Source organism: Mesorhizobium sp. BH1-1-4, from assembly GCF_020165665.1.
Taxonomy (GTDB): domain Bacteria; phylum Pseudomonadota; class Alphaproteobacteria; order Rhizobiales; family Rhizobiaceae; genus Mesorhizobium.
Genome location: NZ_JAIUIN010000001.1, coordinates 552,357 through 565,891 on the forward strand (window position 1 = coordinate 552,357; position 13,535 = coordinate 565,891).

Here is a 13,535-nt window from a genome sequence, read left to right on the forward strand (position 1 = left end):
CAATTCGATGCGGCCCCGGCAGCCAACTGCCGGGGTCGATTTCTTCTGGGGAATAAAAAACACGGAGTGGGGATATGAAATCGCTTGGCAGCATCCGCAGGGATTTCGCGCCATGGAACGACCCGAACGCCAAGCCCTACATCCAGTTCGACAGCGTCACCAAGAAGTTCGGTGACTTCACCGCCGTCAACAATTTGTCGCTGACCATTTTCGAGCGCGAATTCTTCGCCCTGCTCGGCGCCTCGGGTTGTGGAAAGTCGACGCTGCTCAGGATGCTTGCCGGCTTCGAGGAGCCGACCTCGGGCCGTATCCTGCTCGATGGCCAGGATCTGCGCGGCATTCCGCCCTATCGGCGGCCGGTCAACATGATGTTCCAGTCCTATGCCCTGTTCCCGCATATGACGGTCGAGAACAACATCGCCTTCGGCCTCAAGCAGGAAGGCATGCCGAAGTCCGATATCGAAAAGCGCGTCGCCGAGATGCTGAAGCTGGTCAAGCTCGAGCAGTTCGCCAAGCGCAAGCCGCACCAGCTATCCGGCGGCCAGCGCCAGCGCGTCGCGCTTGCCCGCTCCGTCGCCAAGCGGCCGAAGGTGCTGCTGCTCGACGAGCCGCTGGGCGCGCTCGACAAGAAACTGCGCGAGGAAACCCAGTTCGAACTGATGGATCTGCAGCAGGAACTCGGCCTGACCTTCGTCGTCGTCACCCACGACCAGGAAGAGGCCATGACCATGGCCGATCGCATCGCCATCATGGACAAGGGCGAGGTCATGCAGGTGGCGACGCCGGCGGAAGTCTATGAAGCGCCGGCGTCGCGCTTCGTCGCCCATTTCGTCGGCAACGTGAACATGTTCGAGGGCAAGGTCGCCGAGCGGGCGGCAAACACCACGCGCATCACCGGCGCGACAGGCGCCCAGATCGTTGTTGAAAACAGCACCGAGTCAAAGGCCGGTTCCGACATCGTCTTCGCGATCAGGCCGGAGAAGATCAAGGTGTCGTCCAAGAAGCCGACGGACGCCGTCAATGCGCTGGAGGGCGAAGTCTACGACGTCGCCTATCTCGGCGACATGACTGTCTACCACATCAGGCTGGACGACGGGCAGATCATCAGGGCAAGCGCGCTCAACGCGGCGCGCGTCACCGAGGATCCGCTGACCTGGAACGACCGCGCCTGGGTGTCTTTTCGGCCCGACGCCGGCGTCGTGCTGGCACGGTAGGGGGCTGGCATGTCCAACATCGCCGTCACCGATGCCGCCGCGGTACCGACTGTCGCCAAGCCGTTCCTGACGCGCCTGGGCACCGGCTTCTTCAACCGGCTCGTCATCATCGTCCCCTATCTCTGGCTGCTGTTCTTCTTCCTCATCCCCTTCGTCATCGTCTTCAAGATCTCGCTGTCGCAGACGGCCATCGCCATGCCGCCCTATACGCCGGTGCTCGATTTCAGGGACGGCGTTTCCGGCTTCTTCGCCGGCTTTCGCGACCTCAACTTCGACAATTATGTCTGGCTGACGCAGGACGCCCTCTATTTCAAGGCCTACATCACCAGCGTCGTCATTGCCGCCATTTCGACGGTGCTGACGCTGATCGTCGGTTACCCCATCGCCTATGGCATGGCGCGGGCGCCGGCGACGATCCGCCCGACCTTGCTGATGCTGGTCATCCTGCCGTTCTGGACGTCGTTCCTGATCCGCGTCTATGCCTGGATCGGTATCCTCAAGCCAGAGGGCCTGCTCAACCAGCTGCTTCTGTCATTGCACCTCATCAACCAGCCGCTGGTCATCCTCAACACCTATACGGCCATCTTCATCGGCATCGTCTATTCTTACCTGCCGTTCATGGTGCTGCCGCTCTATTCGTCGCTGGAAAAGATGGACTATTCCCTGATCGAGGCGGCCAAGGATCTCGGCTGCCCGCCGACATCAGCCTTCTGGAAGATCACTTTCCCGCTGTCGCTGCCGGGCGTCATCGCCGGCTGCCTGCTGGTGTTCATCCCCGCCGTCGGCGAGTTCGTCATTCCCGATTTGCTCGGCGGCTCGCAGACGCTGATGATCGGCAAGACCCTCTGGAACGAGTTCTTCGCCAATCGTGACTGGCCGGTGTCATCGGCCGTCGCCGTCATCCTGCTTCTGTTGCTGACCGTGCCGATCATGCTCTTCCAGCAAGCCCAGGCTAAGGCACAGGAGCAGGGCAAATGAACAGCTGGAGCCGCTTCAACGTCACCTCGATCGTGCTCGGTTTTGCCTTCCTCTATCTGCCGATCGTGCTGCTCGTCGTCTTCTCCTTCAACGAGTCCAAGCTGGTCACCGTCTGGGGCGGCTTCTCGACCAAGTGGTACGTGTCGCTGTTCCACAATCAGGGTCTGATGGACGCCACCTGGGTCACGGCGCGCGTCGGTGTCATTTCGGCGACAGTGGCGACCGTGCTCGGCACGCTGGCGGCACTCACCCTGACACGCTACACGCGCTTCAGGGGCAGGGTGCTGTTTTCGGGCATGGTCTTCGCGCCGCTGGTCATGCCGGAAGTCATCACCGGCCTGTCGTTGCTGCTGCTCTTCGTTGCCGTCGGTCTCGACCGCGGTTTCCTTACCGTGACGCTCGCCCACATCACGCTCACAATGTGCTTCGTGGCGGTCGTCGTGCAGTCGCGCCTGGTGTCGTTCGATCGTTCGCTGGAGGAGGCGGCCATGGATCTCGGCGCAACGCCGGCCAAGACCTTTTTCCAGATCACCCTGCCGGTCATCCTGCCGGCGATCGTGTCCGGATGGATGCTGGCCTTCACGCTGTCGCTCGACGATCTGGTCATCGCCAGCTTCACCTCCGGCCCCGGTGCCACGACGCTGCCGATGAAAATCTACAGCCAGGTCCGTCTCGGCGTGACGCCGGAGATCAATGCCGCCTGCACCATCCTGATCGCCGTCGTCGCGGTCGGCGTCATCGTCGCTTCGATCGCCAACAAGCGCCGCGAGGTGCAGCGCCAACTCGACGAACGGGCAGCACAGCGCGGGTAAGGGGACGAAAGTCGAGGCGCAGGCATGTCACCCAGAGTGAGCCAGGCTTTGGGAGAACGAATGGCGTCAGAACAGGACGTTAGCCGGTTTCAAGGAAACGGTGAGCGAGCCGTATTCCTTGACCTGCTTTATTCCCCCGAAACGCCACGGCTTATCGGTGAAATGAACGGCGTGCTCCACGTTCCGCCGACGAAAAACGACGACTGGTTGGGTCCTTGCTGGCCGCTCTTTTGTGCCGCCGCCTGATCCGGCTGGATGACGCCGCCCGACAGCGCCAGTCCGCGCCCTGCGTAGGAAGCGATGCCGGAAAGCCAGATCTTGTATTTCGCCGAATTGGCCTCGGCCTTGTCCAGCCGCGCCACGCCCCTCGAAATGGTTGCCTTGACCTCGGCGCCATCGATGGGCAGCGTCCCGTCCGAGACGTCGTCGAGCGCGAAGAAGCCGCCCTGTTCGGTATGCTTGAGAAAGGCCGGCAGGTTGAACTTGCTGAGCGCGCCAGGGCCGAAGGTCGCCGAGACGGAGCCGTCGGCATTTTCAAAGATCGAATCCCAGGTTCTGCCCGGCCCCTTCAGGATGACCGAGACGGTGCTGGTGCCGACCGGCACCAGCCGGGTCATCCCCGCCGCCGTGGCGAACGCGCCGCCATCGACATCGGAAGCCAGCAGCCGGATCTCGACCTGGGTGCCCTCGGGCTTGCGGTCGAAACGGAGGCTGGTCTGGATGTTGCCGCCAAAGGCCGAGGCGTCGGAGATGTCGAAGACGGAGAGACCGTCCTTGACCTGTGCGGTGGCGGCAACGTCGGCAAGCTGAATGCTGCCCGCCGTGGCATGCGCCGCCGACAGCCTGAGATCGAGATTGACCCGGTCGGCGAAACTCGTGTCGACCTGACCTGGCTCGCCGCTGCTTGCCGGCCCCAGCGGCGTGAAGGCGGACAGGAACGACCTGAGGTCGAGCGTGTCGAAGGCAAGCGTGCCCGAGATCACCGGCTGCGTCTCGCCGAGCGACACGTCCAGCGCGCCCATGCCCGGATTGTTGTCCAGCGCCAGCGCGGTGTTTTCGAATTTGACACGGCCCGCGGACGCCGTGACCTTGCTCGAAATGCTGACCGAGCCGATCGCGGCACTCGGCGCGATGCCGGCCTGTGACCATTCCAGCACGCGGCGCAGCGAGGGGGCGGCGAACTTCACCTGGCCGTCGAAATAGCCATTCTCGGACATGCTGGCCGTGCCGTCGAAGGAGAAGGTGGCGGGCGCGGCCTTGAAGGACAAAGTGAGCGGCGCCATGCCTCCGGCAAACAGCACCAGCGGTCTCTGCGAGGCGGCGTCCAGGGTCACGCTTTCGCCACGCCAGATCCCGGTCGCGGACAGCGTCGCATTGCTGTTCATCGCCGCCCATGTGGCCTGGCCGCTAAGGCTGCTCAGGATCTCCTCGTCCTTGCCGTTGACGGAAGCCACCATGCGGCCGTCCCTGAACTCCACGGTGCCGAAAGTGTCCGTCGGCAGCTTGTCGAGGTCGGGCTTGGCGGGGTCGGCTCTGACCACGCTGCGGGCCGTATCTATGGAGCGCGCGATGCGGCCGCCCGTCGGCGCGGTGGGCAGGAACAGGCCGTCCGCCGTGCGCTGGACCCGGATCGTCGGCCGCACCAGCCGTGCCGTGGAGAACACCACATCGCCCTGCAATGCCGCCATGGCCGAGAGGTCGACCTCGACCCGTTCGGCCTCGACGACCGGCGGCGCGTCGGCGTCGGTCCATTTCGACAGCGTCACATCGGTCAGGATGGCGCGGAATTTCGGCCACACCTCGATGCGCGGCGACCCCTCGATGGCAACCCGAAAGCCGCTCCAGGCGCTCAACTCCCAGGCGATGCGGTCGCGCACGATCCGCGTCGAGGCGATCAGCGGCAGGGCCGCGACCACCAGAGCGATGACGATCACGGCAGCGCCGATCGCCCATACTCCGCGGCGGATCAAGGATGATGGCATATAGCCCCGTATGCTTCCATTCCGACAAAAAAGACCGTTCGGCGGGTTTTACCCCCTGTCGTCACTACGACTTCAGGTCGTCACTACGACTTCAGGTCGTCACTACGACTTAGGGCTGACGCATTTCAAGTCTTTATGGCCCGGCGATGGCATTTGCGCACACCTGGCCGCATCGGCCCAACAAAATCTTGCTCTGCTGCGCTGCGATATGCATAAGCGATGACGACCGTGGGAGGATCGATCATGGCTGGCGAAGTACCGCTCTGGACGCCGACACAAGACCAGATTGATGCATCGCCCCTGACCGCCTTCATGAAGGTCGCGGCAGCGAATACCGGCAGCCCGTTCTCATCCTATGCCGATCTTCACCGCTGGTCGGTCGAGAACCGGGAGGCGTTCTGGGATCAGGTCTGGGATTTCTGCGGCCTTGAAGGCGACAAGGGTGAACGCCTGCTGATCGACGGCGAGAAGATGCCGGGTGCCTCCTTCTTCCCCGATGCATCGTTGAATTTCGCCGAGAACCTTCTGAAAAAGACCGGCGCCGGCGAGGCAATCGTCTTTCGCGGCGAGGACAAGGTCGAAAGGCGGCTGTCGTGGAACGAACTGCATGGCCTGGTCTCGCGGCTGCAGCAGCTTTTCCTGTCGCTCAAGGTGAAGAAGGGCGACCGTATCGCGGCGATGATGCCCAACATGCCCGAAGCCGTCGCCGCCATGCTGGCCGCGGCCTCGATCGGCGCGGTGTGGTCGTCCTGCTCTCCCGATTTCGGCGAGCAGGGCGTGCTCGACCGGTTCGGCCAGATCGAACCTGTCATCTTCATCGCGCCGGACGGCTATTGGTACAATGGCAAGGCCATCGAGGTTGCCGACAAGGTCAAGGCGGTCGCGGCCAAGCTCGGCAGTGTCCGCAAGGTGCTGCTCGTCGACTATCTCGGCACCTCCGCCGACGTCGCCGACACCATCGACAAGGCGGTGGCGCTGGAAGAGGCGCTGTCGCCCTTCGCCGTCAAACCAGTGACCTTCGAGCGGCTGCCATTTTCGCATCCGCTCTACATCCTGTTTTCGTCCGGAACCACCGGCATTCCCAAATGCATCGTCCATTCCGCCGGCGGCACGCTGATCCAGCATGTCAAGGAACACCGGCTGCATGCCGGCCTCGGCGATGGCGATCGCTTCTTCTATTTCACCACTTGCGGCTGGATGATGTGGAACTGGCTCGTATCGGGCCTGGCGTCGGGCGCCACGCTGCTGCTTTATGACGGCTCGCCCTTCTATCCCGACGGCAATGTGCTGTTCGATTTCGCCGATGCCGAGAAGATGACCTTCTTCGGCACCTCGGCCAAGTTCATCGATTCCGTGCGCAAGGCCGGGCTCAAGCCGATGCGCAACCATGATCTGTCGACGGTGCGCGCCATCTCCTCCACCGGGTCGCCGCTTTCGCCCGAGGATTTCCGCTTCGTCTATGAGGGCATCAAGAAGGACGTCCACCTGGCCTCGGTATCCGGCGGCACCGACATCGTTTCCTGCTTCGTGCTCGGCGTGCCAACCCAGCCGGTCTGGACCGGCGAGATCCAGGGACCCGGCCTCGGCCTCGCCGTCGATGTCTGGGACGATGACGGCAAGCCGGTCAGGCAGGAGAAGGGCGAACTGGTCTGCACCAAGGCCTTTCCGTCCATGCCGATCGGCTTCTGGAACGATGCCGACGGCAAGAAATACCAGGCGGCCTATTTCGAGCGTTTCGACAATGTCTGGTGCCATGGCGATTTCGCCGAATGGACCGGCCATGGCGGCATGATCATCCACGGCCGCTCCGACGCAACGCTCAACCCGGGCGGCGTGCGCATCGGTACCGCCGAGATCTACAACCAGGTCGAGCAGATGCCCGAAATCCTGGAGGCGCTGTGCATCGGCCAGGATTTCGACAATGACGTGCGTGTCGTCCTGTTCGTGCGGCTGGCGGCGGGTGTCAAGCTCGACGAGGACCTGGAGAAACGCATCCGCGCCAAGATCCGCACCGGTGCCAGCCCGCGCCACGTGCCGGCCAGGATTGTCGCCGTGTCCGACATCCCTCGCACCAAGTCGGGCAAGATCACCGAGCTCGCGGTGCGCGACGTCGTGCACGGCCGCGCCATCAAGAACAAGGAGGCGCTGGCCAACCCGGAAGCGCTGGAGCTGTTCCGCGACCTGCCACAACTCGCGCAGTGACGCGGCCGGCATGGTTAACGAAATCTGTCGCGCGAATTTACCTAGATTTCACGAGTGGTACACATTCGTAAATTTTTTGGCGACCCGGTAAGGAGTTGTTAAGGCCCGGCGTCGATAGTCGCATGTAACTTGAGGGAGAAATCCCGTTCCTCGGCCCCGAGGATCTGAATTCAGCTCAAGCCCCCGTTGTGACAGCAATCCCATCTCCTAAGGCGTCCTTTGGACGCCTTTTCTTTTACCGGCGCGGGCGGCTTCATCGGTGATTTGGCTCGCGGAAGGAGCTGAGGCCGTTCAGTTTTTACGGCCATTTGCGCCCCCAGAGACGGCGTCGCGTTGCTGCAGAAAGCGGGCGTCGGCCCGAACGTCGATGAAGGAATGATTGACCTGACTGATCCGAAAACGGAAGGGACCGTGTAGGCGATGAACCTAGTGGGCGAATGCGTCGGCGACGAAGTCGCGCCGCTGCCTCGCCGGTCAACCGCTGCGCTCCCTCTTCCGACAGGACGAGAGCGACGGCGTCGAACAGGACGGAGGGACCGCCGTCGATCATATGCCGGGCCTCGATCCAGCTTAGATCATAGCCTCGACCGCCGGACTTGGGAGCGATTACCTCCATGGTGGTGGCGGTGTTGCCGTCGCTGCGGCGTGGTGTGCGGGCAGGGATGAGCCCGCCGCTTTTCAGCGGCGGGCCAAGGATCAAGGGCGATTGGCGTAGCGCCCGCGGTCGCTTTCGATCTCATCGGGCGTATAGGCCTTGGCGTCGCTGTCGAAACCGGTCCAGCCGTCGGCCTCGTATGCGCTGCGGCGGTCTTCCAGATTGACCGCGTTGGCCTGTCCGAGGATCCGCTGGGCCTGGCCGACGAGTTGATCGTCGACCCTGGCGGTCACCAGCGTGCCGCCGCGACGCACGCCCTCCGCATAGACATGGGCATCCTCCTCCGGCACGCCGGACTCGGTCAGCGCACCGACGATACCGCCGGCAGCCCCACCGATGACGGCGCCTCCCACGGCACCGACGGCTGTGGCGGCCAGCCAGCCGGCGGCCACCACCGGCCCGACGCCGGGAATGGCCATGATGCCGAGCCCGGCCAGAAGGCCACCCGCTCCGCCTAGGACGGCACCCACACCGGCCCCGCCGGCGGCATCCTCGGCTGTGTTGGAACGATCGCCGTCGTACCATTCGCTCGAATTGTTGGCGACGATGCTGATATCGGCTTCTGGCACGCCGCTTGCTTCCAACTCGCCGACCGCATCGGAAGCGTCATCGTAATTGTCGAAAAGTCCGGTCACGGTTTTCATGGTCGATATCTCCAGATTCTCTGTTCAGTTGGTGCCGGCAACGACGTTGCCCTGGTAGTCGAGCGCGACGGCCGTCTTCTTGCCGTCCTTGGTCGCCTGGCCGCGCCAGATGCCCTGATCGTCCTTGTTCAATGCCGACACGTCCGAAAAGCCGGCATCCTGGATGCGGCTCTTGGCCTGATCCTCGGTGAAGCTGTTCGCGCCCGGCACGGGGGCGGACGGATTTGCGGTATCGGTCGTGGTGACGGCGGGGGTCGTCGAACTCGTCGCCGAAGACTTGTCGTCCATCGTGGCGGCGATCTTCTCGATCATGTCCTGATGCATCTTGAGCGTCGGCAAGGTCTCCTGCGCAAACGTCTTCAACTGCGCGTTGTCGCCGTCCTTGGCATAGCCGTCGAACAGCTTGACCGCATCGGCATGCGCATCGCGTTGCATCCGCACATAAGATGTGTCGACCGGATCCTTGGCGCTTTGCAGGGCGTCGAGATCGCTCTTGTGCTTGGCGTCCGTTGCCGTCGGCACCTTCAGCTTCTGCTCGCCGGCTATCGTCTCGAGTTTGGCATTGGCCGCGCCATGATCAGCGACCATCTTCTGGGCGAAGTCCTTGACGCCTTGATCCTGCGCCCTGCCTTCGGCGATCTTGCTCGATTCGACCTCGAACATCCCGCCGGCCGCCGCCTTGTCGACAAAGTCCTGCGCCGTGTCCGCGGCGAAGACGGGCATGGCAAAGGTGATGGCTGTGGCCGCGCCGAGCGCGGCCAATACCAGTCGATTTCTCATGAATAGATCCTCATTGGCACACAATGTGCTGCGAGGCTAACCAGCGCCTGAGAGCTTTGTTCCGGAGGCCGAACGATTTTGCCGGAGGGTCGGGGCTTCGGCGGCAGCCAAAATCACCACGCGGAAACTATCGGCTTGCGGCACGCTGCCGCTAAGGCTCACCCTACTCGGCGAGCACCCGCGTCGACGGGAAAGCGACTTCGACCAGCGTGCCTTCGCCGGGCGTCGAGTTGATGGTGAAGCGGGCGCGATTGGCTTCCACCATCGCCTTGGTCAGCGGCAGGCCAAGGCCGGTGCCGTCGCCGCGTCCGCGCTTCAGCGCATTGATCTGCTTGAACGGCTTCAGCGCCTGCTCGATCTCGGCCGGACTCATGCCGATGCCGGTGTCGCGCACCCGCATGACCACGTCGCCCGAGGTCTCATAGGCGGTCGACACGATCACCTGGCCGCCGGCCTGGGTGTAGCGGACGGCGTTGGACAGGATGTTGAGCGCGATCTGGCGCACGCTGCGCAAATCCGCCACCACTTCCGGCAGCCGCGAGGCGAAGCTGGAGCGGATGATGACGCGTTCGCGGTTGGCCTGGGGTTGCATCATCGCCACGGTTTCGGCCAGCGTATCGTTGAGCGACACCGCCTCATAGGCCATTTCCTGCTGGCCGGCCTCGATCTTCGAGATGTCGAGCAGGTCGTTGACCAGGTCGAGCACATGGTTGCCCGAGCGGTTGATGTCGCGCAGATAGTCGCGGTAGCGGTCATTGGCCACCGGCCCGAACTTCTCGTCGACCATCAGTTCGGAAAAGCCGATGATGGCATTGAGCGGCGTGCGGATTTCGTGGCTGATGCGGGCGAGGAAATCGGTCTTCTGCGAGGAAGCGCGTTCGGCCACCGCGCGCGCCTGGGTGAGATCCTCCTCGGCCCGCTTCCACTGCGTGATATCACGCACCACGGCGCAGAAGCCACTGTCATTGGGCAGCCGGCCGATGGTCATGAACAGCGGGATGAAGCGCCCCTGCGCCTCGCGGCCGATCACCTCGCGGCCATCATTCAGGACGCTCGCCACGCCAGGTTCCGACAGGCCGGTGAGATAGTCGCGCGCCGCGCGCTGGCTCTCTATGGCAAACAGCGAGGCGAACGGCTTGCCGGTCACCTCGTCGCTGTCGAAACCGAACAGGGCCTCGGCCGGGCGGCTGATCGAACGGATGGTGCCGTCGCTGCCGATCAGCACGACCCCGTCGGTGGCGGTGTCGATGATGGTGCGCATCTCGGCGATGCGGGCCTTGAGTTCGGAAATGTCGGGCTGCGTCGGCCCCTCGCCGACCGCATGAAGGGCCACTGGCGCGTCGTCCTCGCCGGAACGGCGGACGACCAGCATCAGCGCCTTGCCGTCGCGCCACGGCACGGAGCGCAGGATGGCGTCGATCGGGAATTCCTGTCCGTCGCGCGTTTTCAGCCGCAGCGTCCGGTCGCTGCCGTCGGAGGCGCCGTCATCGGCATAAGGATCGGCGAACAACGCGCCGAGGCCGCCCGCGTCCTCCAGATCCTTCAGCGTCTCGTACCCCGTCAGGTCGAGGAACTCCTCATTGGCATAGTGCAACTGGTCGCCCGAATGGATGATCAGCGGCACCGGCAGCTTGCCGAGCAGCGACGTATCGGGCGCCTTGCTCTCGTCACCCACGGAAAAGGCCGACGGCACGAAACCCCCGGTCTTGAGCGGCGGTACCTGCAGGCGCGGCTGGATGGGCGTCTCGGCCGTGTCACCCGCGCTGGCAGTCTCGTCGGAGGGCGCGGCGGCTTGCTCATCCGAGGCGGCAGAAGTCTCGGCAGGCGCGGCGATGCGGCCGTCGATCTCTGCCCTGTCCTCGCCGCCGGACCAGTCCTCATTGTCCTCGGCATCGCGGAAATCGGCCGCCGTCATGCTGTCATCGTCGTCGACGGCGTCATGCGCGGCGCCCGCGGCCGCCGGTTGCTCGCCGCCATCGGCGGGCGTGGCGGTTTCCGGTTTCGCCGCTGACGGCTCGGAAGCGGCCGGTTGATCATTGTCGGCGACGGAACCGGGTTCGTCGCTGTCGTCGGCGTAGTCGAGCAGCGAGCCCTTGACGGGCGGCAAGGCATCGGCGGGTTGGTCGCGAGCGACGTCGCCGGGATGAGCGCCGTCCAGCAGCGCCAGATCCGCTTCATCCCCGGCATCGCTATCGGCAGCCTGCGCCGCCAGCGGGTCCTCGTCCTGCTTGGCCTGGGCTTCGCCGGTCTCTTGCGGCTCGTCGCGCTGGATGGCATCGGGCGTGGGCACGGCCTCGCCGGCCGGCTCCACGGGAGCCTCGGTCTTCCCGGTCGGAGCTTCGATGGCTGTTTGCGCCACCCGCTCAGTCGGTATCTCGATCGCCGGCCCTGTCGGGCTTTCAATGCCCGGCTTTTCCGCTTCCGGCTCGGCTGGGGAACTGTCCTTCTTCAGCCGCTCGCCAATCTCGCGGAACGCGCTGCGTTCCAGCGTCGACAGCCCCTTGTCGTTGGCCGGCTGCCGGTGTTCGGCCAGCCGGATCACCTTGTCGGCAAAGCGCCGCTCCGGTTTCGGGACGATGGTCAGCGCCGGCACTTCGCCCTTGAACGGATCCGATGCCTTAGACTCTTCGGCCTTCGGCTCTTCCGGCGCCGTCTCCACGGCTTCCGGTTTCGGTGCCGCCGGCATCTCGCCATTGGGCACCAGTGCCATGCCGATCGCTTCCGGATCGACGACCGCGTCCCCGGTACGCGCGACGCCGAAGCCGCGAAAACCCTCGAAGGCACGGCTGCGGCCATAGACCGGCAGTGCCGCCAGGTCGACCGGGATCTTCAGGTCGGTGCCGACGACCGGCCACAGCACTGAGCGGCCGGACCAGGTGTCGCGCCGCTCCAGCAGGCCGGCGATCTCGCCGGACGCATCAAGGCCGAAGGCCGCGGCGACATCCCTGAAGCGCCGGCCGATCACGTCGGCGGCCGGATGGCCGACAATATCGGCGAATTCCGGTGACAGCGCGCTGAACTTGCCCTCGGCGTCGGTCCGCCAGACAAAGCGCACCGGTGCCGCCGAGCGGTCTATCGTCCGGGTGGCCACGGTTGCGGCCGGGGCCGCGGGCGAGGTGGCCTGGTCCTGCTTCACGCCGTCCGCCGAAGCCGCTGTGCCGACCGCTTCGGCCTGGCTTGTCGATTCCTGCGCGGTTGGCGCGTCGTCTTCTCCGGCGTTGAAATACCAATGATCGTGCTGGCCCGGCGTGCCCGCCGCCAGCCGATCATTGTCGGCGGCAACCGGTGTCGCCCCGCTCGGCTCCTCGATCTCCCGCATTGCCCGTTCCGGCGTATCGTCGGCCACGGGCTCGGAAGGGGCGGTCTCCTGTGCGGGCTCGGCTGCGGCAGGCGGCTGTTCGACCGCCTCTGTCCGCGCGACATTCGCCGTCGGCTGATTGTCCTGCGGAGACTCGGATTCCGCTGTGGCGGTTTCCACCGTCCGAACGCTTTCCTCGGCGGAGCTTTCCGTTGCCGCGGGCGAGTGGCCCGCCGGAGCCGCGTTGTCCTCGAGTTGATCCTCGTCGATTACCACCAGCAGATGCCGCTCCGGCGTCAGCCGGGCGAGGCCGGCCGGGTAGGAGGTCCTGCCGCCCGGAACGAGGCGCTTGACGATGCGCTCGCCCTCGGCCGCGACGTCGGCCACCAGGGCCGCCAGTGTCGCGGGCTGGATGCCGAGCGCCGGAAACCCATCCGATGCGGCTTCGACATTTCCCTTGGCGTCGATGAAGGCGATGAAATGGCCGTCTTCGGTAAAGCCGCTGATCGCCCGGCTGGCGATCTCGGCGGCACTGCGCGAGCCGGTCTGCCCCGCCGGCACCGCCAGCATGATGGCGTTGTCGCCATCGGGCAGGGTCACGGCACTGGCAAGGAAGCCGACGGCGCGGCTGGTCATGCCGGTTGCGAGGCGCACCAAGATCGAGCGATCGCCGCCGATCTGGGGAAAACCGCTGGTCGCCATGATCTGGCGGCGCGCGATCAGCGGCAGCCGCGCCGAAGCGCCGATGATTGCTTCGATATCGGGATAGCCGAACATGGCGGCGCCCGGTCCATTGGCCCAGATCACCTGCTCGAGGTCCACCGACAGGATCGCGATCGCGTCGCCGGCGGCAAAGCGCTGGCGCACCGCGTCGAGCACGGCGACGTCGAGGAAGGAATATTCGGACGGCATGCGCTTGGCGAACCTCACGGAGCGGCGAAATTTGCAGTTAACGCTTTGTTAATAAAAG

Annotated in this window: 8 protein-coding genes and 1 pseudogene; 4 read left to right on the plus strand and 5 right to left on the minus strand. The window is 64.8% G+C overall.

The window, feature by feature from the left end; translation table 11 throughout:
- The first annotated feature begins 74 nt into the window (after nt 1-74).
- From LB569_RS02520 to LB569_RS02530, 3 genes are read left to right on the plus strand one after another with little or no spacing between them, the layout of a single operon-like run.
- Entirely contained in the window at nt 75-1,214 is a 1,140-nt protein-coding gene (locus tag LB569_RS02520) for an ABC transporter ATP-binding protein (protein WP_224690923.1), read from the plus strand.
- A gap of 9 nt (nt 1,215-1,223) precedes the next feature.
- Entirely contained in the window at nt 1,224-2,192 is a 969-nt protein-coding gene (locus tag LB569_RS02525) for an ABC transporter permease subunit (protein ID WP_224690924.1), read from the plus strand.
- Nucleotides 2,189-3,004: an ABC transporter permease gene (locus LB569_RS02530; protein ID WP_224535899.1), complete on the plus strand. Its 816-nt coding sequence runs from the start codon at nt 2,189-2,191 to the stop codon at nt 3,002-3,004. Before LB569_RS02525 ends, LB569_RS02530 begins: the two co-directional genes overlap by 4 nt.
- Before the next feature lie 128 nt (nt 3,005-3,132).
- Here LB569_RS02530 and LB569_RS02535 read toward each other — a convergent pair whose 3' ends face one another.
- A complete protein-coding gene (locus LB569_RS02535; RefSeq protein ID WP_224690925.1) occupies nt 3,133-4,986 on the minus strand; it encodes an AsmA-like C-terminal region-containing protein in 1,854 nt (617 codons plus the stop codon).
- 243 nt (nt 4,987-5,229) lie between these two features.
- Here LB569_RS02535 and LB569_RS02540 point away from each other — a divergent pair, with 243 nt between their 5' ends.
- A complete protein-coding gene (locus LB569_RS02540; RefSeq protein WP_224690926.1) occupies nt 5,230-7,188 on the plus strand; it encodes an acetoacetate--CoA ligase in 1,959 nt (652 codons plus the stop codon).
- Between the two features lie 429 nt (nt 7,189-7,617).
- On the opposite strand, the pseudogene LB569_RS02545 reads toward LB569_RS02540, so the two are convergent.
- From LB569_RS02545 to LB569_RS02560, 4 genes and pseudogenes are all read right to left on the minus strand, one after another.
- Nucleotides 7,618-7,807: pseudogene (locus LB569_RS02545) on the minus strand (hypothetical protein); the annotation flags it as partial.
- A 77-nt stretch (nt 7,808-7,884) separates the two neighbouring features.
- Nucleotides 7,885-8,487, minus strand: coding sequence for a general stress protein (locus LB569_RS02550; protein ID WP_224690927.1), 603 nt, complete (start codon nt 8,485-8,487; stop codon nt 7,885-7,887).
- 24 nt (nt 8,488-8,511) lie between these two features.
- A complete protein-coding gene (locus tag LB569_RS02555) occupies nt 8,512-9,267 on the minus strand; it encodes a DUF4142 domain-containing protein (protein ID WP_224690928.1) in 756 nt (251 codons plus the stop codon).
- 163 nt (nt 9,268-9,430) lie between these two features.
- Nucleotides 9,431-13,477, minus strand: a complete 4,047-nt coding sequence (locus LB569_RS02560) for a PAS domain S-box protein (protein ID WP_224691118.1) — start codon at nt 13,475-13,477, stop codon at nt 9,431-9,433.
- Between the last annotated feature and the right edge of the window lie 58 nt (nt 13,478-13,535).